This is a genomic window from Mucilaginibacter pankratovii, from assembly GCF_014773265.1.
Classification (GTDB): domain Bacteria; phylum Bacteroidota; class Bacteroidia; order Sphingobacteriales; family Sphingobacteriaceae; genus Mucilaginibacter; species Mucilaginibacter pankratovii.
Genome location: NZ_JACWMY010000004.1, coordinates 61,484 through 83,197, shown reverse-complemented (window position 1 = coordinate 83,197; position 21,714 = coordinate 61,484). Strand labels below are relative to the sequence as shown.

General features: G+C 46.4%; 17 protein-coding genes. 9 read left to right on the top strand and 8 right to left on the bottom strand.

Annotation, left to right across the window (positions count from 1 at the left end):
• Positions 1-153: 153 nt before the first annotated feature.
• The 3 genes from IDJ77_RS08770 to IDJ77_RS08760 all read left to right on the top strand — a co-directional run bounded on the left by IDJ77_RS08770 (position 154) and on the right by IDJ77_RS08760 (position 8,053).
• On the top strand, positions 154-5,277 hold the full coding sequence (locus IDJ77_RS08770; protein ID WP_191188572.1) for a translocation/assembly module TamB domain-containing protein: 5,124 nt from the start codon (positions 154-156) through the stop codon (positions 5,275-5,277).
• Complete coding sequence (gene tamL / locus IDJ77_RS08765; protein ID WP_191188571.1) at positions 5,274-7,532, top strand: translocation and assembly module lipoprotein TamL; 2,259 nt, start codon at positions 5,274-5,276, stop codon at positions 7,530-7,532. The genes IDJ77_RS08770 and tamL overlap by 4 nt, the downstream gene beginning before the upstream one ends.
• A gap of 95 nt (positions 7,533-7,627) precedes the next feature.
• Complete coding sequence (locus IDJ77_RS08760) at positions 7,628-8,053, top strand: aspartyl protease family protein (RefSeq protein WP_191188570.1); 426 nt, start codon at positions 7,628-7,630, stop codon at positions 8,051-8,053.
• A 21-nt stretch (positions 8,054-8,074) separates the two neighbouring features.
• Here the strand turns inward: IDJ77_RS08760 and IDJ77_RS08755 are convergent, their stop codons facing one another.
• A complete protein-coding gene (locus tag IDJ77_RS08755) occupies positions 8,075-8,827 on the bottom strand; it encodes a tetratricopeptide repeat protein (RefSeq protein WP_191188569.1) in 753 nt (250 codons plus the stop codon).
• A gap of 402 nt (positions 8,828-9,229) precedes the next feature.
• Between IDJ77_RS08755 and map the strand changes: the two genes are divergently transcribed.
• Positions 9,230-9,994: a type I methionyl aminopeptidase gene (gene map, locus IDJ77_RS08750; RefSeq protein WP_191188568.1), complete on the top strand. Its 765-nt coding sequence runs from the start codon at positions 9,230-9,232 to the stop codon at positions 9,992-9,994.
• Positions 9,995-10,107: 113 nt separating this feature from the next.
• On the opposite strand, the gene gyrB is transcribed toward map, so the two are convergent.
• Positions 10,108-12,066, bottom strand: coding sequence for a DNA topoisomerase (ATP-hydrolyzing) subunit B (gene gyrB / locus IDJ77_RS08745; protein WP_191188567.1), 1,959 nt, complete (start codon positions 12,064-12,066; stop codon positions 10,108-10,110).
• A gap of 187 nt (positions 12,067-12,253) precedes the next feature.
• On the opposite strand from gyrB, the gene IDJ77_RS08740 reads away from it, so the two are divergent.
• The gene (locus IDJ77_RS08740) at positions 12,254-12,853 is read left to right on the top strand and encodes an OmpH family outer membrane protein (RefSeq protein ID WP_191188566.1); all 600 of its coding nucleotides are present in this window, start codon (positions 12,254-12,256) and stop codon (positions 12,851-12,853) included.
• 121 nt (positions 12,854-12,974) lie between these two features.
• Positions 12,975-13,445, top strand: coding sequence for a nucleoside deaminase (locus IDJ77_RS08735; RefSeq protein ID WP_191188565.1), 471 nt, complete (start codon positions 12,975-12,977; stop codon positions 13,443-13,445).
• Between the two features lie 85 nt (positions 13,446-13,530).
• Here IDJ77_RS08735 and kdsA read toward each other — a convergent pair whose 3' ends face one another.
• The 6 genes from kdsA to IDJ77_RS08705 all read right to left on the bottom strand — a co-directional run bounded on the left by kdsA (position 13,531) and on the right by IDJ77_RS08705 (position 18,751).
• Positions 13,531-14,310: a 3-deoxy-8-phosphooctulonate synthase gene (kdsA, locus tag IDJ77_RS08730; protein WP_191188564.1), complete on the bottom strand. Its 780-nt coding sequence runs from the start codon at positions 14,308-14,310 to the stop codon at positions 13,531-13,533.
• Positions 14,297-15,037: a 3-deoxy-manno-octulosonate cytidylyltransferase gene (kdsB, locus tag IDJ77_RS08725; protein WP_191188563.1), complete on the bottom strand. Its 741-nt coding sequence runs from the start codon at positions 15,035-15,037 to the stop codon at positions 14,297-14,299. The genes kdsA and kdsB overlap by 14 nt, the downstream gene beginning before the upstream one ends.
• A gap of 7 nt (positions 15,038-15,044) precedes the next feature.
• On the bottom strand, positions 15,045-15,980 hold the full coding sequence (locus tag IDJ77_RS08720) for a KpsF/GutQ family sugar-phosphate isomerase (protein ID WP_191188562.1): 936 nt from the start codon (positions 15,978-15,980) through the stop codon (positions 15,045-15,047).
• 176 nt (positions 15,981-16,156) lie between these two features.
• Entirely contained in the window at positions 16,157-17,452 is a 1,296-nt protein-coding gene (locus tag IDJ77_RS08715) for a nucleotide sugar dehydrogenase (RefSeq protein ID WP_191188561.1), read from the bottom strand.
• A 502-nt stretch (positions 17,453-17,954) separates the two neighbouring features.
• Positions 17,955-18,374, bottom strand: a complete 420-nt coding sequence (locus IDJ77_RS08710) for an RNA-binding S4 domain-containing protein (protein ID WP_191188560.1) — start codon at positions 18,372-18,374, stop codon at positions 17,955-17,957.
• A 17-nt stretch (positions 18,375-18,391) separates the two neighbouring features.
• Entirely contained in the window at positions 18,392-18,751 is a 360-nt protein-coding gene (locus IDJ77_RS08705) for a hypothetical protein (RefSeq protein WP_191188559.1), read from the bottom strand.
• A 265-nt stretch (positions 18,752-19,016) separates the two neighbouring features.
• Between IDJ77_RS08705 and IDJ77_RS08700 the strand changes: the two genes are divergently transcribed.
• From IDJ77_RS08700 to IDJ77_RS08690, 3 genes are all read left to right on the top strand, one after another.
• Positions 19,017-19,832 carry a 2,3,4,5-tetrahydropyridine-2,6-dicarboxylate N-succinyltransferase gene (locus IDJ77_RS08700; protein ID WP_191188558.1) on the top strand — a complete coding sequence of 272 codons (816 nt, stop codon included), beginning with the start codon at positions 19,017-19,019 and terminating at the stop codon, positions 19,830-19,832.
• A gap of 144 nt (positions 19,833-19,976) precedes the next feature.
• Positions 19,977-21,104 (top strand): glycosyltransferase family 4 protein, encoded by a 1,128-nt coding sequence (locus tag IDJ77_RS08695; RefSeq protein WP_191188557.1) that lies wholly within the window; start codon positions 19,977-19,979, stop codon positions 21,102-21,104.
• Positions 21,097-21,663, top strand: coding sequence for an L-threonylcarbamoyladenylate synthase (locus tag IDJ77_RS08690; RefSeq protein WP_191188556.1), 567 nt, complete (start codon positions 21,097-21,099; stop codon positions 21,661-21,663). The genes IDJ77_RS08695 and IDJ77_RS08690 overlap by 8 nt, the downstream gene beginning before the upstream one ends.
• Positions 21,664-21,714: the final 51 nt, after the last annotated feature.

Sequence of the window (21,714 nt, the reverse complement as noted above, 5' to 3'; positions counted from 1 at the left end):
TTTTTGCATTACATGCTTAAAATAAGCGATTTTCTTAGCTAAAAGTAGTCTTTTCAAAAAACAATTGCCCGTGTAAGAATGTTGGCAAGGTAGCGCAATGGCTCGAACGAATTTTCTTTATAATAGAAAAAATTAACTATAACATTTACAGATTTGGAACGATTTGGACGTATAGCCCTCAAAACAATTCTCTGGATAATTGCAAGTATCATCTTTTTGGTGTTGCTTGTGGTTATTTTAATACAGGTGCCCGCCGTGCAAAACTACGCTAAAGACAAAGCGGTTACCTTTTTGCAAAATAAAATTCACACCAAAGTAGAGATAGGCCACATCAGCCTCGGTTTGCCCAAATTGCTGGTGCTGGAGGATGTTTACTTTGAAGACCAGAAGAAAGATACCCTTATTGCAGGGGATAAGCTAAAGGTGGATATCACCCTGCTGAAATTACTGAAGAATAAGGTTGAAATAAACGAGATAAACCTGGAAGGCATCACCGCAAAAATAAGCCGGGGGCCGGATAGCCTGTTCAATTTCGATTATATTATTAAAGCTTTTGCCGGCGAGCAAAAAAAAGAGCCAAAGCCTACCGATACTACCTCCACCATGCAGTTCTCGGTAGATAAGATCATCTTAGACCGGATAAACGTCGCTTACAAAGATGTCACCACCGGCAACGATGTAAAATTCCTGCTCGGCCATTTTGATACCCGTATTAAGGATTTCGACCTGGATAAGATGAAATTCACTATCCCCAAGATAAACCTGAGCGGAGTGAATGCCAAAATTATCCAAACGCCGGCAGGTTCCTCCATTGCGCAGGCTGCTACGGTTGATACCGCCGTTACACCCCTAAATATGGACCTCGCCCTCGGCGAGATAAACGTGGATAAGGTAAAAGTTGATTATCGCAGCAACGAAATGGCCGCATCGGTAAACCTGGGTAAGTTTTTGGTGAACATGGATAAGATAGATCTGAAGAACCAGCACGTGGGCGTTAAGTCGATTGAATTAAGCAACACCGATGCAGGGCTGATATTTGAAAAACCAAAAACCATTATCAAGGCTGTTGATAAGGCAATTAAAAAGCTGGATACCCTGGTTTCAGTAAGGCAAACGGCAAAAGGCTGGACAGCCGACCTCGGTAAAATAACCCTGACTAACAACAACATTAAGTTTGATAATGATGCGCAGAAAGCCATACCCCGTGGCATCGATTTTGCACACATGAATATCAAAAACCTGAATGCTGATGTAGAGAAAATAGCCTATAACCCCGATAGCCTCTCCGGACGGGTTAACTCCTTCACTTTTAGCGAAAAGAGCGGATTGAAAATAGATAAGTTTCATACCACCTTCTTCTACGGGCCGAAGAATGCATATTTGAAGGATCTGCTGGTACAAACACCGAGATCAGTAATTCAAAAAGACCTGCAGGTGGGTTACCCATCCATCGAATCGCTTACCAATAACCTGGGCAAACTCAGCATCAACGCAAATTTAGATGGCAGCAAGTTAGGCTTACGCGATATACTCTTGCTGATGCCTACCATGGCATCTATGGAGCCATTTAAATCCTCTCCTAATACAGTTTTAAAGGTTAATGGTCGCGTTACCGGCACGGTAGGCAACCTCCGCATCCCGAATATAGAACTGAGCGGATTTGGCAATACCTATGTAAAAGCATCTGCCAACATGCGCGGTTTGCCTGATGTGGAGAAGGCCTACTTCGACCTTACCATTAATGATTTCCGTACCAGCAGCCGCGATATTGTGAGGCTGGCACCAAAAGGCACCATCCCGCCGAACGTGAGCATCCCCGAAAACATGAACCTCAGGGGCACCTTTAAAGGCACCATGAAAAACTTTAACACCAACATGAAACTCCGCAGCAGCTATGGCGCGGTAGACCTGGTGGCGGCGATGAAAAGCGGCAAACGCAAGGGTAGCGAAACCTATTCGGCCAACATCAAAGCCAATAACCTGAATATGGGCGCGCTTACCAAACAACCGCAAATGGTGGGCATGGTTACCATGAGCGCTAACATCAGCGGCGCCGGGCTCGACCCAAAAACTGCCAGTCTGAAGTTTAACGGTAATGTTGTAAGCGCTTACGTTAAAGGGTACACCTACAAAAACCTTATTGTAAAAGGTACCGCCCGCAACGGCGCTTACGTGGCAAATGCCCGCATGGTTGATCCTAACATCAACTTTAGCCTGGATGCAAAGGCTAATATGAACAAGAAATACCCATCGGTAAATGCAACGCTAATGGTAGATAGCATCGACCTGCAGAAACTCGGCTTTACCAAAACGGTGATGCGTTTTCATGGCAAGATAGTGGCCGATGTACCAACCGCCGACCCAGATTACCTCAACGCCAACATTTTGGCTACCAACCTGCTGGTAAACAATGCGGGGCAGCGCATAAATTTAGATACCGTAAGTCTTATCTCCACCGCTAATGCCGATAGCAGCAGCCTTCGTTTGAAGACCCCGGTATTTTATGCCCACATGGGTGGCAAGTACAAGCTTACCGAAGTTGGTCCCGCGGTGATGGATGTGATCAACAAATATTACAACACCAACCTGGTGAGCAAAACCCCGGTTGTTAAAACTAAATACTCCCCGCAGCAATTTACGTTTGATGCCCGGATGGTGAAAACGCCACTGGTAGAAAAGTTCGCGCCCGATCTGAAACAGCTCGACCCTGTGCTGATCAATGGCCGCTTCAACAGCAGCACCGGCGAATTGGTTGTAGACGGTTCGATACCAAAAGTTATCTATGGCACTAATACGGTTAATAATGCAAAACTCGCCATTAATACCGGCAACAATGCCCTGAATTACAGCTTAACCGCAGACGAGATAAAAGTGGGCTCCTCCTTAGATCTGTTGTACACCAGTGTAACCGGCGCAGCGCAGAACGACAAGCTTGGCATTAGCCTGCAGGTGCGCGATGCGGCGAAAAAAGAACGATATCGCGTAGCCGGCGTTTTCAGTGTGATACCTAATGAGTACCAGTTCAGCTTTTTGCAGGATGGCGTATTGCTGGATTACACCCCATGGGCGGTTAACCCAAACAACGCACTCGAATTTGGGAACAAAGGTATCCTGGCCCGCAATTTCAGCTTAACCAACAGCAACCAGGTGTTGAGCATTAACACACCATCGGGACAATACAATGCGCCTGTCAACGTAGATTTTAAGAACTTTAAAATAGAAACCCTCACCAAAATGGCCAAACAGGATTCGCTGCTGGTAGGCGGTACCATTAATGGTAACGCGGTGGTGAGCAACTTCCAGAAATCACCGGTATTTGAGGCAGCCATCAACGTAAGCGATTTTAACTTTAAAGGCGATACCGTTGGCAACATCGCCCTGAAGGTAAATAACCAAACCGCTAATGCCTACGCCGCGCAGATGAACATCACCGGCAAAGGCAACCAGGTAGACCTGAACGGCATGTACTACACCCTGCCCGAAAGCCGGTTCGACCTGAACCTGAACATCGTGAATTTGGGCATGAAGAGCATCGAAGGCTTTAGCTTCGGCAGCATTCGCAACTCCAGCGGTAATATTACCGGGCAGCTTAAAATAACGGGGACAATGGCGGCGCCCGCAGTAAGGGGGAACGTCAACTTTAATAAGGTCGGGTTCAATGTAGCTATGCTCAACTCCTACTTCACTATGCCGCAGGAAAGCATTACGTTTAACGATGAAGGCATCCGCTTTAATGATTTTACTTTGGTAGATTCTACCAACAACAAGGCCATTGTTACCGGCGCCATTTATACCAAAACCTATACCGACTTTAAATTCGGCATGGATATCCGGATGAATAACTTCCGGGTGATCAACTCCACCAAGGCGGATAATCAACTGTTCTACGGCAAATTGTTTATGGATGCCAACGTGAAGGTACGCGGCGATATGGCAAAGCCGATTGTTGACGCAAACTTAACCGTGAACGAAAAAACAGACATGGTTTTCGTACTCCCCACTACCGACCCCGGCGTGGAGGACAGAAAAGGCGTTGTTGAATTTATAGACCGAAGCGCCCCGGCGATGGATTCGATATTATTGGCGCGGCAGCTCGATTCGTTAAAACAATCTGAAATAACCGGGCTGGATGTGAACGCTACGGTTAACATAGACAAGAACGCCAACTTTACTATTGTAATAGATGAGCGCAACGGCGATGTGGTACAACTAAAAGGCGAAGCACATCTGAGCGGCGGAATAGACCCAAGCGGGAAAACAAGTTTAACCGGTACGTATGTGGTTAACCAAGGTTCGTATAACCTATCGTACGCTACCGTTAGCCGTAAGTTTAACTTTAAGCAAGGCAGCACCATCACCTGGACCGGCGACCCAACCATGGCTAATATAGATCTGACCGCGATCTACGTGGCCAACGTGCCGCCGATAGACCTGGTAGCAAACCAGTTAGGCGATGTAAACAACACCCAATACAAGCAAAAACTCCCTTTCAACGTAAACCTTAACTTGCGGAATGAACTGCTGAAACCCGATATCAGCTTTGATATTACCCTGCCCGATAGTAATTACAATGTATCGGGAGAGGTTACCACTACCGTTAATACCCGCCTGAACCAAATAAGACAGGACCCTAACGAACTGAATAAACAGGTACTTGGCGTATTGGTGCTCGGCCACTTTATAGGCGATAACCCGCTGCAAAGCCAGGGTGGCAGCGCGGGTATAGAAGGTGCTATCCGCAGTAGCGTAAGCAGCCTGCTGTCCGACCAGCTGAACAGCCTTGCAGGCGGTTTAATCTCCGGAGTGGACCTTAACTTTGGTTTAAGCTCCGGGCAGGATTATTCATCGGGTACGGCACAAAACCGAACGGATCTGAACATTGGCGTATCCAAACGATTCCTGAGCGACAGACTTACAGTCTCCGTAGGTAACAACTTTAACCTGGAAGGTGCACAGGCCGGACAAAAGACCTCCAACATTGCAGGCAATGTATCGGTTGCCTATAAGTTGAGCAAGGATGGCCGTTATACCCTGCGTGCTTACCGGAAGGATGAGTACGTGGTGATACAGGGCCAGATAGTGGAAACAGGCCTTGGTTTCTCCTTGACTGTTGACTATAACCGCTTCCGTGAGATCTTCCGCAAGCGTAGCGAAGAAGAGAAAGCTATGCGCAAACGCTATCAGGAGGAACAAAAAATAAAAGACGAGCAGGAGAAAGCCTCTCAGCAAAAAGATAAAGAAGACAGGACCAGGACCCAGACCACAACTATACAATGATAAAGCATATCAAATATTTATTATTTCTTTCGCTATTGGTAAGCGCTTGCAGCACTACTAAGTACATACCAGCAAACGAGAAGCTTTACACAGGCAGTTCGGTAAAGGTTGCGGATAAGGATATTAAGAGCAGCGATGCCAAGGCCATCAGTTCGGAATTGAACGCTACTGTTCGCCCCCAGCCCAACTCATCGTTACTGGGCCTGCGGATAAAGCTTTGGCTTTATTATAAAACCAAAGCACGCAAAGGCTTTATCCAAAAATTCTTTAGCAAGTATGGCGAGCCTCCTGTATTTATAAGCCAGGTAAACCTGGAGAAGAACAGCACTATTATGCAGAACCGCCTGCAAAACGAAAGCTATTTTCAATCGACCGTGAGAGGCGATACCATTGGTAAAAAACGAACCGCAAAGGCGGAGTTTACGGTAAATGCCGGGCCATCGTATACTATCCGCAGCGTGGAATTCCCTGTAGCTACCGATAATAGTTTGGATACTGCAGTAAGGGGCACCATGAAAGAAACCCTTTTAAAGGTGGGCGATAAATATAACCTCGATGTGATCAAATCCGAGCGGATCCGTATCGACAGCCGCCTGAAAGAGGAAGGTTTCTTTTTCTTTGCGCCCGAGCAGCTGATCATCAAAGTGGATAGTACCATCATCAATCACCAGGTTGATCTGATCGTAAGTATTAAACCTACCACGCCGGAGCGCGCGCGAGAGATCTACTCCATCCGCAATATTTATGTATACCCTAATTATTCCCTTCGGGATACTTCCCTAAGACTAAACCAGGCCCAGTTCTATCGTTGGTATAATTTGGTAGACCCGCGCAAAACTGCCAAACCTTTTCTGTTTGCCAATACTGTATTGCTGCATCCCAACGATACCTACAGCCGTACCAAACATAATAACTCGCTAAACAGGTTTATTAACCTGGGGCCCTATCAATATGTAAAAAACCGCTTTGAAGATGTTACGCCCGATTCGCCAAAACTGGATGTTTATTACTTTTTAACGCCATATAAACGCAAATCCTTACAACTGGAGCTGTTGGGCCGCACCACATCAGCAAGTTATACCGGCTCGCAAATAAATCTCAACTGGAAGAACAGGAACACCTTTAAGGGCGGAGAACTGCTGGCTGTTACCCTTTTTGCCAGTACCGATGTGCAGGTAGGCGGCAGTAATGGCGGGTTCAATGTATTCCAATACGGTATCCAGCCATCTATTTCCTGGCCGAGGATCATAGGCCCGTTCAACATCAAGGGCGATAATGCTTACATCCCGCGCACTACGCTTACACTTAATTATACCTCGGTAGTCCGCAGTAAATTGTATTCGCTTAATTCGTTCAGCGGCTCTTTTGGCTACTCTTTTAAAACTGATGTCCATAAGCTCAACGAGCTTAATTTATTGGAGATAACTTATGTAAAGCCGCGCAATGTCAGCAAGCTTTACACCGATAGTATCAACAACCCAAACAACCGCAACCCGGCGCTAAAGCACGTTATCGACCCACAGTTTACCTGGGGCCCAAGCTATGCCTATACGTTTGATAACACTACCGAAGATTACCGCACCAACAGCATCTTTTACCGCGGAAAGCTAAGTCTGTCCAACAATATTTACGGCTTGCTAACCGGCGCCGATACACTGGGCGGCAAGGCAAAAACCTTCCTGGGCTCTACATTTAACCAGTATGCTAAGGTGGAAACCGAGTTGCGGTATTTTCATAAAATGGGCACCGGCAGCAAAATTGCAGCAAGGCTACTGGTGGGCGTTGGTTTACCTTATGGCAACTCTACCATATTACCCTACAATCAGCAATTCTTTATTGGCGGGCCCAATAGTTTGAGGGGCTTCCGGGCACGATCTATCGGCCCCGGCACGGTGGATGCCAGTTCCTTAAACGGAGGTTTCATTGCCGATCAATCAGGCGATATCAAGCTCGAAGCCAACTTAGAGTACCGGGTTAAGCTTTTCAGCATTGTTTACGGGGCTTTGTTTACCGATGCCGGTAACGTTTGGAATGCAAAGCCACACCAGGCGGGCGGCACATTCGGGCCAAACTTTTTGAGCCAACTGGCGGTGGATGCCGGCTTTGGTTTAAGGTTTGACGCAACCGTGCTGGTACTGCGCACCGATCTGGGGTTCCCGCTGGTGACGCCCTACAGTACAAATGGCGCCAGCCGCAGCATTAGCCCAAGCTTTAAAAATGCTATACTGAATATCGCTATAGGGTATCCTTTTTAATGATTGAAGGAGTGAATTAGTGAAGGAGTGAATATTGATTGTAACTGTTCAGACTTCATGACGTCAAACCAATGAACTAATGAACCGCTGAACTAATGAACAAAATATCCGTTCCGCTGCAAATGATAGACCTGCACGAAGATGGCTTCCATCCCCTGCTGGATATCACCATTTTTAACAAACCCTTTAAAGTGGTGCTGGATACCGGCGCATCACGTACCGCGTTTGATCACGAGTTGCTTTTAGCTGCTAATGAGGACGCGCCCATTATTGCCAGCGAGCGGCTCTCTACCGGCTTGGGCACCAATACCATGCAATCAGCCACGGCAGTTATCAGTAATATCTGGATAGGCAACCTGCTGATCCCCGAAATTGAAGTAGCCGTGCTGGACCTATCTACCATCAACGTCGCCTACCGCGAACTGGGCCACCCCGAAGTATTAGGCGTTGTAGGTAGCGATATACTAATGAAATATAAAGCAGTGATTGATTTTGGGAAGAAGGTGCTGGTGTTGAAGTAGCAAGTGGTGAATGGTGAGTGATTAGCCATTGCCGAGCTGCCTCGAGTCTTCAATCCGCTTATATTTTTTTCTCCATATAAATATCGCTAAAAACACAGCGAGCAACACACCTAAGCCTATACAAATGTAAATTAAAGGGTTTTTCTTCTCAGAAATATTATTGGGCAGATATATGGTTTTATTGTTTTTGCTATAGCTGAGGGCTGTTTTGATACGCAGGTCAATCAGTTTACCATTGTAACCATATTGTTTCGCCAGGGCATAATCAGCAAGCGCAACCTTGTAACCGCTCCTTACAAAAGTGAGGTTGCCTAAATCAAACAGCAATTGCGCAACAATTTTATCCTTAGGTTTTACAAAAGAATTACGCTCGTTCAATTGGTAAAATAAGGCTTGGGATAAGGAATCCAATTTCTTTTTTGAAAGCGCGGTACGCGGGATACTATCGGTTCCGAAATCGGTATGTAGCAAAAATTGGGTATTGATCAGTTGCTTACCGCCAAGCTTTGCCTTAAGGATATTTACGTGTATCCATTCCGAATCGTAATGTGAATGCTGGTTTAGCTTTACTGCCTTTTCTATCCAAAATAAAGCTTGTTCGTTCTGTCCATCTAACTCATACGCAGTGCCTATGTTTGATGCCGTTGAATAACGGTTGGGTTTTATCTTTTCAATTTGCAGGTAAAGGGCAATAGCCTCTTTGTACTTCCCCATTACAATAAGTACAAGCCCTTTGTCCGACAGGTATCGGATATCATTTGTTTTTTTATACAAATTATCCAGCTCACGAGGAAATCTCTCAAAGTCTGCATTACCATTAAAACGATGTCCAGTTGGTGTAGACGTACTTTTGTCCCAGTACAGCAGCTCACCATTAGCTAACTCTTTTGTATCTCCATTTAAGCAAGCGAGGCTTCTGCCAACTAAACAAAGAGTAATTATAAGAACAAATACGGTTTTTTTCATGAGCGGGCGATAAGGTGCTTAAATATACCGTTCGAAGTTGTTATATACAACAAGAATTATAGCGTTGTGACCAAACGGAAGAAGAACACTCTGAAGGCCTCGCAGGCACCTCCTGATCATCAATTTGTTTAAAAGCGATTTCTCTGGGGAGCGGTAGGCTTAATATTATAAATTTATTATTTGTTAATTTGCTATAGATAAAACTCAAAAATGTCTATAACTACCGAAGAGCAAAGAGTTGGAATGCAAGAGGCAAGTGATGCTGTTGCCATCACCCTAAAAAAAATGCGCGAGTTTGCTAAACCGGGCATTTCAACAAAGGAACTTGATGATTACGGCGGCGATTTGCTGGCACAGATGGGCGCGCATTCTGCACCGTATTTAACCTACAATTTCCCCGGCTATACCTGCATTAGTGTTAATGAGGAAGTTGCGCATGGCATACCATCGTTGGATAAGATCCTTAAAGAAGGTGACCTAATAAATATCGACGTATCGGCAGAATTAAATGGTTATTGGGCCGACAATGGCGGCTCGTTTATATTAGGCGAAGATCTTCACGGCCTTGGCAAACTGGTAGAAGCATCTAAAGAGATCTTGAGAAAAGCCATCAGCAACATTAAGGGTGGTGTTAAAATATCAGAGATAGGCAGGTTGATAGAGACCGAAGCCAAAAAAGCGGGCTACACCGTAATCAAAAACCTGACCGGGCATGGTGTTGGCCGCAGCCTGCACGAAGAACCCCACGAGATAGCTAATTACTGCGACAGGTATAACACCACACGTTTCAAGAAGAATTCGGTGGTAGCTGTAGAAACATTCATTTCAACACGGTCGACAATTGCCGATACACAGGCCGATGGCTGGACCCTGCATGGTAATAAAGGTGGCTTTGTTGCCCAGCACGAGCATACCATCATGGTAACCGGCGGCCAACCGGTGATATTTACCGCCCAGAACGGAATTTGGGATTGATTATCATTATTGCCTGGCGGCAAAAACAAAAAAGCCCCGCTCTTCAAGCGGGGCCAAATATTAAAGTATCAAAAGCATCTGCACATCTCTAATTTGCATATGTGCATATCTAATTAGATATCTATACGCGCGTACTTCGCATTCTTCTCAATAAACTCGCGGCGCGGGGCAACTTCATCACCCATCAGCATACTAAAAGTATGGTCGCATTCGGCGGCGTTTTCTATGCTTACCTTTTTAAGGGTACGATTAGCCGGGTTCATGGTAGTATCCCATAATTGCTCGGCATTCATCTCACCCAAACCTTTATAACGCTGCACGTGTACGCTATCTTCCTTACCCTGCCCTTTAAGGCGTTGGATAGCTACGTCACGTTGTTCGTCGTTCCAGCAGTATTCAAACTCCTTACCTTTTTTAACCTGGTAAAGCGGTGGCGAAGCAATGTAAATGTATCCGTACTCGATCAGCTCCTTCATGTAACGGAAGAAGAAGGTTAATATCAGCGTGGTAATGTGCGATCCGTCGACGTCCGCATCCGTCATTACTACAATTTTATGGTAACGCAGTTTGGCAATATTAAGCGCTTTGGCATCCTCTGCGGTACCAATGCTTACACCCAAACCGGTAAACATATTTTTTATCTCCTCGTTCTCGTAGATCTTGTGCTCCATAGCCTTCTCTACGTTCAGGATCTTACCACGCAATGGTAATATCGCCTGGAACTCGCGGTTACGGCCCTGTTTGGCGGTACCACCCGCCGAGTCGCCCTCAACAAGATACAACTCGCATAAAGCAGGGTCGTTATTGGCGCAATCAGATAGCTTGCCCGGTAATCCCGAACCGCTCATCACACTCTTGCGCTGCACCATTTCGCGCGCCTTACGGGCAGCGGCACGGGCAGTAGCGGCAAGGATCACTTTTTGAACGATCATCTTGGCTTCCCTTGGGTTTTCTTCCAAATAGTTACCTAAAATTTCGCCCACTGCCACGTTAACGGCACCACTCACCTCGCTGTTACCCAGCTTGGTTTTGGTTTGGCCCTCAAACTGCGGCTCCTGCACTTTTACAGAAATAACGGCGGTTAACCCCTCGCGGAAGTCATCACCGGTTATTTCTATCTTCATATTTTTCAGCAAGCCCGATTTATCGGCGTACGATTTCAGCGTACGCGTAAGCCCCATCCGGAAACCGGCAACGTGGGTACCACCTTCTATCGTATTGATGTTGTTTACATAGGAGTGCACATTCTCGGTATACGTGTCGTTATACTGAAAAGCCAGCTCAACCGGGATGCCCTGCCTGATACCTTCCAGGTAAATAGGATCGGGGATGATAGCAACCCGCGTTCCATCAAGATATTTAACAAACTCCCTTAAGCCGCCTTCAGAGAAAAATTCCTCTTTTACAAAGGTTCCGTCGTCGTTGGTGTCGCGCTCGTCTGTAAGGCTTAAGCGGATGCCTTTATTTAAGAAAGCCAACTCGCGTAAACGGGTAGCTAAAGTATCAAACTTATACTCGGTGGTTAACGTAAAGATCTCCGCATCCGGCTGGAAAGTTTGGGAGGTGCCTGTTTTATCAGACACGCCAATTTCCTTTACCGGGAACAGCGGCTTGCCGCGTTCGTACTCCTGTGTAAATATCTTGCCTTCGCGCTGTACAACCGTTTTTACGTGTATAGATAATGCGTTAACGCAACTTACACCCACACCGTGCAAACCGCCGGATACCTTGTACGTATCCTTGTCAAATTTACCACCTGCGTGCAGCACGGTCATTACAATTTCGAGTGCCGATTTTTGCTCTTTGGTATTGATACCCGTTGGGATACCACGGCCATTATCAACAACTGTTATGGAATTGCCTTTGTGGATAGTAACATCAATGGTATCGCAATAGCCGGCAAGCGCCTCATCTATCGAGTTATCTACTACCTCGTAAACCAGGTGGTGCAAGCCTTTTACGCCGGTATCACCTATGTACATCGAAGGCCTTTTACGTACGGCCTCTAATCCTTCTAAAACCTGTATATTATCTGCTGAATAATTCGATCTGTCCTGATTTTCTTCGCTCATAATTTATCTAAAACAATAACATACTCCGGGGCGGAGTTTAACATACAAAAGTACGATTTTGCGCGCACATATACATCATTATTAGCACTAATGTGGATAAATATGACCCATAATAAACATCCTTTTTAGGGTTAGGAAACTTGATACGAAAGTTTATCTTTGTCAAAATTTTTTTTAGATAAACAGAATGAAAATCAAGGCGTCAATCGTTACAAAATCAGTTTTATTATTAGCCCTTGCCGCAAGCGTAGCTGCGTGCAACCAAAATAAAACTGCCGACAAACCTGCTGCTGCAGCAAGCACCCCAACAACAACTACAGCACACGAAATAGTGTTCATCAACCAGGATACGCTTGTGGCTAAATACGACTATTTCAACGATATGTCTAAACGCCTGGAAGACAAAGCCAAAGCAGCACAGGCCGATGTACAATCTCGCCAGCAGGCTATACAACGCCAATATGCCGAATACCAAAAAGAAGCTGCTACAATGCCTGCCGATAAACGCGCAGCAACAGAGCAACAACTGCAACGTAAAGGCCAGGAGTTTCAGCAATATCAGCAAAACGCCGGCGCGCAGGTTCAACAGGACCAGGCTACCGAGCAAAATAAATTCTACGAAAAATTGGCTGCTTTTACCAAAGCTTACGCTAAAGAAAAAGGCTACAAATTGGTGTTAACCTTCACCCGCGCCAGCACAGGTATGCTTTACGGCGACCCAAGCCTGGATGTTACTGCCGATGTGATTAAAAGGCTTAACGACGATTACGCGAAAGACAAGAAGTAAGATGTGCAAATTTCAGATGTGCAAATTTCAGATGTGCGAATGTGCAGATGGAAAATAAAATATTAAATAATGAAACCCCGGCTTTGAGTTGGGGTTTTTTAATTTATAACGAAAACGAATTATGAAACACGAGGATTTTATGCAGATGGCTATCGATCTGTCGGAATATAATGTTAAACAGGGATTAGGCGGGCCGTTTGGTGCTGTGATCGTTAAAGACGGCATGGTAATAGCACGCAGTGCCAATAGAGTAGTACCCACCAACGACCCAACAGCACATGCCGAGGTATCAGTTATACGCCTGGCCTGCCAGGAAATGGGCACTTTTAATTTAGAGGGCTGCGAGATCTACACCAGCTGCGAACCCTGCCCGATGTGCCTGGGTGCCATTTACTGGGCCCGCATCAGCAAAATATATTACGCCAATACCAAGGCCGATGCTGCCGCCATCGGTTTCTACGACCATTTTATTTACGATGAGCTGGAACTGCCGATGGAGAAGCGCAAACTCCCCTTTGAGCAGCTGATGCGCAACGAAGCCCAACCCGCTTTTAAGCTTTGGGAAGCGATAGAGGATAAAACGGATTATTAGATTTTGAATGGTTGCGGTAAGGACACCGCAACCGGGGTGATAAACAAAATGGCGGTGTCCCCACCGCCATTCGCAAAATAATAAATTAGCTAATCAGCGACTTGATCAACTCTTCCAGATCCTTTAAATATAGCATATTCGGGCCGTCGCTCAGGGCGTGGTCAGGATCGGGATGGGTTTCGATAAAATAGCCGCTCGCGCCGAAGGCACGTGCTGCATGAGCCATGTTGGGTACAAATTTGCGGTCGCCGCCGGTTTTGCCGCCTGCACCGCCGGGGCGCTGTACCGAGTGAGTACAATCCATACAAACCGGGTAACCAAATTCCTTCATATCAGCAATATTCCTAAAATCTACCGCCAGGTTATTATAACCGAACGAGTTGCCACGTTCGGTGAGGATGATCTGCTCGTTACCGGCTTCTTTTACCTTTTGCGCCGGGTAAAACATATCCTGCCCGGATAGGAACTGCGCTTTTTTCACATTCACCACCTTACCGGTTTGCGCGGCCGCTACCAGCAAATCTGTCTGCCTGCAAAGGAATGCCGGGATCTGCAAAATATCCACCACTTGCGCAGCTATTGCCGCCTGGAAGGGCTCATGAATATCAGTAGTAACCTCCAAGCCGAATTTCTCTTTTACGTTGTTCAGCATCTCCAAACCCTTTTCAATGCCGGGGCCGCGGTAAGCGCTTATGCTGGTACGGTTGGCCTTATCGAAAGAGGATTTAAACACCACGGTTATGGGATATTTCGCTTTTATCTCTGCAACCTTTTCGGCTACGGTGTAAAGCAATTCCTGGTTTTCCATAACGCAGGGGCCAACAATAAAAAAGGGCTTCTCGGTAATGTTTTTATATAGTGCCATTGTTTTCTATTTTTTTACGTGCATGCTCCAGGTCCTCCGGGGTATCTATCCCCTTTTGGAAACCTGCAACTTCTATCATTTTAATTTTATAACCATTTTCTATGGCGCGCAGCTGCTCCAACTTTTCAGACCGCTCTAAAAACGATACCGGCAATTGAATAAACTTCTTCAAAAACTCCGCGCGGTATGCATATACACCCATATGCTTTTTGTAGGCCGATGCATCCTCCAATATCACATCTCTGGAGTACGGTACCGGATAGCGCGAAAAGTAAATGGCATTGCCATTTACATCAACAACCAACTTAACTAAATTGGGGTTGTGGAGTTCGTCTATGGTTTCTACGGGCGCGCAAACGCTGGCCATAGCGGCATCGCTTTGCTGCAGGGCGGTTATTAGCCTGTCTACAATATCGGCATCAAAAAAAGGCTCGTCGCCCTGTACGTTGATCACGATATCGCAGGGGATCTTTGCGGCCACCTCGGCAATCCGGTCGGTACCGCTGGGGTGCTCTTCCCTGGTCATTAATACATTTGGCGTAAACTGTTTGCACAGGTTAAACACCACATCACTATCAGCGGCTATCCAAACTTCCTGGTGCAGTTTTGCCTGCATACAAGCCTCGTAAACGCGTTGGATAACGGGCTTGCCGCCCAAGTCCAGTAAAACCTTATCGGGTAACCTGGTGGATTTTAAACGGGCGGGTATTACTATGATCGCTTTCATCTGCCGCTTATGCCTGGTTAAATATCTGGTAAACGCCGGTTATCCGGCTATCGCTGTTTTGCACCAGCAGCGTAGTTATTTTTCGCTCCAGCATCAGGGCTTCGGCATCATAAACCAGCATATCATCGTTTACAATAATGGGGTTGCCATTCATCATCGTGGTAATGGGCATCTGTTGTACATCGGCATATTTTACCAGGCCGCGGCGCAGGTCGCCGTCGGTAATAACGCCGGCGACTTTCTCGGCTGTGCCTAATACTACCATCCCCAATTTCCCTTCGGACATGCGGATGATCAACTGCGTAAAATTGGCACCCGGCTCCAAAAAAGGCAAGTTATCAGTACGCATCAGATCCTTCACCCGCACTAAAAGCTTACGGCCCAAACGCCCGCCGGGATGGAACCGTGCAAAATCATCGGGACTAAAATCTCTCGCCGTCATCAATGCAACAGCCAGCGCATCACCCATTACCAATGTGGCAGTGGTAGATGATGTTGGGGCCAGCTCCAGCGGACAAGCCTCCTGCTTAATACCTACATTTAAGTGGTAAGTGGCATTTTTTGCCAGCGTAGAATTTGGGTTGCCGGTAATGGCTATGGACGGGTTTTTATGCCATTTTAAAAAGGGCACCAGTTTTAAAACTTCCTCGGTTTCGCCGGAATAGGACAGGATGAGAATGATATCGTTCTCCCCCACCATACCCAGGTCACCGTGGAAAGCTTCCGCGGGGTGCATAAAAAAACTTTGGGTGCCCGTGCTGGTAAGCGTTGCCGAGATCTTTTTACCAATATGCCCCGATTTCCCCATTCCGCAAACCACCAATTTACCTTTACTCTGCAGGATGGCTTCCACCGCTTGCGAAAACTGTTCGTCTATCATCGATGCCACATGCTGCAGCGATTCAATTTCGATATCAAATACTTTTTGGGCGATACTCTTCATTAGCTAAAAAGATCCGGTATATTTTTGGTTTGCAATAATACTCAAAAAAATCAAGCGCCGATTGCGCGTGTTCGCGTTCGTGATCGGGTGCGAACAGCCCGAACAAGCCCGAACAAAGCGATTGATGCGGGCGTTGGCATAAGAAATCATCATTTCTGTGCATTAAAAATGGCTAACTATAAACGTGCATCCACAATCCCCCGCGGCAAAACCGATTTGGTATCGTAAATAACGCCGGTATCGCCATTTATTATCGTTGCATAATCCAGCGCTAAAAACTCATTATGGGCCACGGCCAGAACAATCGCGTCGTACTTTTTATCAATGACTGCGGTTAGTGTTATCTGGTATTCCTGTTGTACTTTCTCCGCATCGGCCCATGGGTCGTATACATCCACATTCAGCCCAAAGGCTTTTAATTCGGTGTAAATATCAACTACCTTACTGTTGCGCACATCGGCGCAGTTCTCCTTAAAGGTGATGCCCAGCACCAGCGCGTTGGCGTGGCTGATATCGTGCCCTTTGGCAACCAGCAGTTTAATTACCTTACCGGCTACAAAGCTACCCATCTCATCGTTCACCCTGCGGCCGGAGAGGATCACCTGCGGCTGGTAGCCTAATGATTCGGCCTTGTGAGCTAAATAGTATGGGTCTACCCCTATGCAGTGCCCGCCAACCAGGCCGGGTTTATATTTTAAAAAATTCCATTTAGTGCCCGCGGCGTCCAGCACATCGTTGGTATCAATGCCCATTCGGTCGAAGATCAGCGCCAGTTCGTTCACAAAGGAGATGTTTACATCGCGCTGAGCGTTCTCGATAGCTTTTGATGCCTCGGCAACCTTGATGCTTGGCGCCATGTGGGTGCCGGCTTCAATGATGGAAGCATACAGATCATCCACCCGTTGGGCAATTTCCGGCGTAGAACCGCTGGTAACCTTTTTAATTTTGGTAAGCGTGTTTATTTTATCGCCGGGGTTGATCCGTTCAGGAGAGTATCCCGCAAAAAAGCCTTCGTTAAACTTAAGTCCCGATGCTTTTTCCAATACGGGGATGCAATCCTCCTCGGTACAGCCGGGATACACGGTAGATTCGTAGATCACCAAATCCCCGGGTTTTAGTACTTCGCCAAGCATTTCGGAGGCTTTTAACAATGGGCCTAAGTCAGGCGCTTTAAACTGATCTATTGGGGTGGGTACGGTTACGATGTAGGTGTTGCAATTGCGCAGCTCTTCGGTATCGGCAGAGAACTTTAAGCCTGTCTCAGCAGAATGCTTTAGTACCTGTTGCAGGTCGTCGATATTAGCTTCTTGTGTGCGGTCGGTGCCGAGGCTGAGTTCCAGGATGCGCTGTTCATCTATATCAAACCCTAAAACGTTATATTTTTTGGCGAATTCGATAGCAAGCGGCAAACCCACATAGCCTAAACCGATAATTGCAATTTTATGTTCTTCGCCCTGGTAGGTATCTTTCATGTAGATGAGTAAACGCAATTCTGCACCTTTTTGTGCGCATAGGTGGTTATAAAGGGCAAAAATAAGGATAAAATCCTTATCTTATTCGTAGCGCGACGGACGTCCGGGTAAACCTCTTTTAAAAATTCAATGTGGATTTTAAAAGCGATGTGTTCAAACCTTTAGTGTTCAAAACACAATGATCGTGTCCGCATCGCGAGTTGATTCACCCCCAACCCCTCTCTCCTTCGGAAAGAGGGGAGCTTTTTTTCTCTTTTCACCCTCTTTCCGCTTGCGGAGAGAGCGATGGATTAAAATCTTGCGTATTCAAAACACATGATCGTGTCCGCATCGCGAGTTGACTCACCCCCAACCCCTCTCTCCTTCGGAAAGAGGGGAGCTTTTTTTCTTTTTTTTAACCCTCTTTCCGCTTGCGGAGAGAGGGTCGGGCAGCGTTAGCGAACCCGGGGTGAGTCAAATATGCGAGCGGCTGTCCCACACCGGTTCAGCATGACAAAGGATATTAATGTTCTTCCGCTGGTTCCTCCGGCTTTTCAAAAAAGTTATCCTTCAGATCGTCGGTTTCGCGGCGGTCGCGTTTGGTGGGGCGGCCGGTGCCGCGGTCGCGTTTGAGCACCGGGGCGTGGAACATGGATTTAAAGGCCGTAGTTTGTTCTACGGGGGTAATGTCCTGGTAGTAATCCACCGCTTTTTTAGCATCCACGCGGCTCTCTAAAAGGCCGGCCACTAATATCACTTTACGTTCGGGTCCTTTAGAGATCTGGTAGCGCTCACCTATCTTTACCTCGTGCGATGCCTTGATGTTATTGCTCTCTAATTTTACACGGCCAGCCTTGCAGGCATCCGAGGCCAGCGTACGGGTTTTAAACATGCGGATAGCCCAGAGGTATTTATCTATTCTTAGTTTTTCTTTTTCAGGCATAATGTTTTGCTCAGGTACTACTCAGTAACGAATTCAGAAATGAGGAAATTATTGAATAATTGATTTTTAGTGGTATGTTCATTTAAGAACGCGCAGTATAGCGTTATCTTTTGGCCTTTCGAAACCTCTTTGTGTAATTGCGGCAATAAATTCCTCTGTATAGGCATCCATACTTGCCGTTGGCCAACTTTTATCAAAACAACCGAATCCACAAGTCGTGCCATCTGGTTAGGGTCTCTTTGATTAAGGGTTAAAACCCGCTGCATCGATTGTATTATTTCGGCATCAACCGGCTTTGTTTTGCCTAAAAATATTGCCTTAAAACGATAGCTCGCCAGCCTAACATAATAAGGTGCTATTTTCGGATTTTTTTCCACGCTCTCCCGCGTATTGCTGTTCAAGTTTCAGCATGGCCGGTATATCTTTTTCCGGATAGTTCTTATTCCAGGTTTTCCAAATCTCTTCATCACTCTGTGCCTGGGCACAATACGTTAGACAGGTAAAAATAATTAAAAGGTATATTTTCATATTTAACGGAAACTAAACGGCTGTTATTCTCACTTCTGCGCTTAGCATGTACAATTATCTCAAACAAATCTCCCTAAAAATCCTTTAATTTGACAAAATTTATTTCGTTACTAAATGATCGATCTTAAAAAAATGATTGAAGATGCCTGGGAGGACAGGAATCTTTTAAACTACAGCGAATATACCAACGCCATTGAAACCGTTATCGAACGCCTTGACAAAGGCGAGATACGCGTTGCCGAACTGATAGGCAGCCGCTGGCACACCAACGACTGGATAAAAAAAGCCGTTATCCTTTACTTCCCTACCCGCCAGATGGAAGAAATAAAAACGGGTCCTTTTGTGTTTTATGATAAAATGAAGCTAAAAACCAACTACAAGGAGCTTGGTGTACGCGTGGTACCGCATGGTATTGCCCGTTACGGCGCGTATTTGGCAAAAGGCGTTATCATGATGCCATCGTACGTAAACATTGGCGCTTATGTAGATGAAGGTACCATGGTTGATACCTGGGCAACCGTAGGCTCGTGTGCGCAAATAGGCAAGCATGTACACCTCAGCGGTGGCGTAGGTATTGGCGGCGTTTTAGAGCCGGTACAGGCCGCACCTGTGATCATTGAGGATAACTGTTTCCTTGGTTCGCGTGCTATTGTTGTAGAAGGTGTGCATGTAGAACGCGAAGCCGTTTTAGGCGCTAACGTAGTACTGACCGCATCTACCAAAATTATTGATGTTACCGGCAAAGAGCCGATTGAATACAAAGGCCGTGTGCCTGCCCGCTCGGTAGTTATCCCGGGTACTTACGCAAAAAAATTCCCTGCCGGCGAGTACCAGGTGCCTTGTGCACTGATCATCGGCACCCGTAAAGAATCTACCGATAAAAAGACATCATTGAATGATGCTTTGAGGGAGAATAACGTAGCAGTATAGTAGTCAATGGTGAGTTGTGAATAGTGAGTTATGAGCAGTAAGTGGTGAGTAGTAAGTGGTGGCATAATCGGCCTCAAACTCACTGCTCACCACCTATCAACCACTCACTACTCACTATTCACCACTCACCATTCACCACTCACTATGAAGATCGGATACGATGCCAAACGTGCTTTTTTAAACAACACCGGCCTGGGCAATTTTAGCCGCTGGCTGATAAAAACCACGGCATCGCACTATCCTGTAAACACCTACCTGCTGTACACGCCAAAACTTAAACCAAACAAGTGGCGTAATTTTTTCGAAAGCTTCCCGAATATCAAAACCATTACCCCTGCCAGTAAATACCTTACCGCATTGTGGCGCAGCAAGGGCGTGGTGACCAACCTCAAAAAGGACGGCATCGACGTTTATCACGGCTTGAGCTACGAGCTGCCTTTAGGCATCGGCAATACAGGCATCAGATCGGTAGTATCCATACACGATCTCATCTTCCTGCGTTTCCCGCAATATTATGGCTGGATAAACCGCCTTATTTACACCGCAAAAACAAAACGTGCCTGCAAAACCGCCGATAGGGTTATCGCTATCAGCGAACGCACCAAACAGGATCTGGTTGAACTGCTTGATATCGACCCACAAAAAATAGAAGTGGTATACCAGGGCTGCGCGCCGGAGTTCAGCATCAAGCAATCCCCGAAACAAACAGCAACCGTCAAACAAAAGTACAACCTGCCGGATAGCTTTATACTGAACGTGGGCACCATTGAAGAGCGCAAGAACCTGATGCTTTTGGCCAAAGCCCTGCCCTATCTCAAAACAAATATACCCGTGGTAGTGGTTGGTAAAGCGACGGCTTATTTAGATGAGGTGAAAGCTTACTTATCGGCCAATAACCTAAGCGACAGGATGCTTTTTCAGCATGAGGTAAGCTTTGACGATCTGCCTGCGGTTTATCAATCGGCAGCACTTTTTGTTTACCCGTCCCGCTATGAGGGTTTTGGCATCCCGGTTTTAGAGGCACTGGTATCGGGCGTTCCTGTTATTGCGGCAACAGGTTCCTGTTTGGAGGAAGCAGGGGGTGAACATAGCCGTTACGTAAACCCGGATGATGAAAAAGGCCTCGCGAAGCAAATAGATGAGGTATTAACTGACGACGCATTGCGGCAGCAAATGATTACCAAAGGCCTAGATTATGCACAACGATTTGAAGACCGTAACTTAGCGGCGCAATTGATGAACATATACCAACAAATAACCGCCCATGCTTAAGGACGAAGTAAACAAGGCATTAAAAGTACTACAGGATGGCGGCATCATCCTGTACCCTACCGATACCATTTGGGGTATAGGCTGTGATGCCACCAATACCGAAGCCGTGCAAAAGATCTTCGCACTGAAACAACGCGAAGAAAGCAAGAGTATGATCATTTTGGTTGATACCGATAACAAGCTGCAAAGCTATATTACCGAGGTGCCCGAAATTGCCTACCAATTGATAGAATTTGCCGAAAACCCGCTTACGCTGGTAATGCCCGGCGCGCGCAACCTCTCGCCCGCCCTGATTGCCGGGGATGGCAGCGTGGGCATAAGGGTAAGTAACCATCCTTTTTGCCAGCAACTGATCCAGCGTTTGCGCAAACCTATTGTATCCACATCCGCCAATATCAGCGGAGAGCCTTCTCCCGAATACTTCGGCAAGATAAGCCAGGATATTATTGATGGCGTTGATTACGTGGTGGATATAGACCAGCACAGCATGGAGAAAAAGGCCCCGTCTACCATCATGCGGCTGGACCCGAACGGCAGTTTTGAATTTATTCGCCGTTAATTTTAATATCATTAAATTTGCACCGTACTACATAAGCCGCTCTGCGGCTTT

Coding starts and splice junctions, on each gene's coding strand:
- tamL (WP_191188571.1), top strand. CDS start 5,274: ATGATAAAGCATATCAAATATTTATTATTTCTTTCGCTATTGGTAAGC.
- IDJ77_RS08760 (WP_191188570.1), top strand. CDS start 7,628: ATGAACAAAATATCCGTTCCGCTGCAAATGATAGACCTGCACGAAGAT.
- map (WP_191188568.1), top strand. CDS start 9,230: ATGTCTATAACTACCGAAGAGCAAAGAGTTGGAATGCAAGAGGCAAGT.
- gyrB (WP_191188567.1), bottom strand. CDS start 12,066: ATGAGCGAAGAAAATCAGGACAGATCGAATTATTCAGCAGATAATATA.
- IDJ77_RS08740 (WP_191188566.1), top strand. CDS start 12,254: ATGAAAATCAAGGCGTCAATCGTTACAAAATCAGTTTTATTATTAGCC.
- IDJ77_RS08735 (WP_191188565.1), top strand. CDS start 12,975: ATGAAACACGAGGATTTTATGCAGATGGCTATCGATCTGTCGGAATAT.
- kdsA (WP_191188564.1), bottom strand. CDS start 14,310: ATGGCACTATATAAAAACATTACCGAGAAGCCCTTTTTTATTGTTGGC.
- kdsB (WP_191188563.1), bottom strand. CDS start 15,037: ATGAAAGCGATCATAGTAATACCCGCCCGTTTAAAATCCACCAGGTTA.
- IDJ77_RS08720 (WP_191188562.1), bottom strand. CDS start 15,980: ATGAAGAGTATCGCCCAAAAAGTATTTGATATCGAAATTGAATCGCTG.
- IDJ77_RS08715 (WP_191188561.1), bottom strand. CDS start 17,452: ATGAAAGATACCTACCAGGGCGAAGAACATAAAATTGCAATTATCGGT.
- IDJ77_RS08710 (WP_191188560.1), bottom strand. CDS start 18,374: ATGCCTGAAAAAGAAAAACTAAGAATAGATAAATACCTCTGGGCTATC.
- IDJ77_RS08700 (WP_191188558.1), top strand. CDS start 19,017: ATGATCGATCTTAAAAAAATGATTGAAGATGCCTGGGAGGACAGGAAT.
- IDJ77_RS08695 (WP_191188557.1), top strand. CDS start 19,977: ATGAAGATCGGATACGATGCCAAACGTGCTTTTTTAAACAACACCGGC.
- IDJ77_RS08690 (WP_191188556.1), top strand. CDS start 21,097: ATGCTTAAGGACGAAGTAAACAAGGCATTAAAAGTACTACAGGATGGC.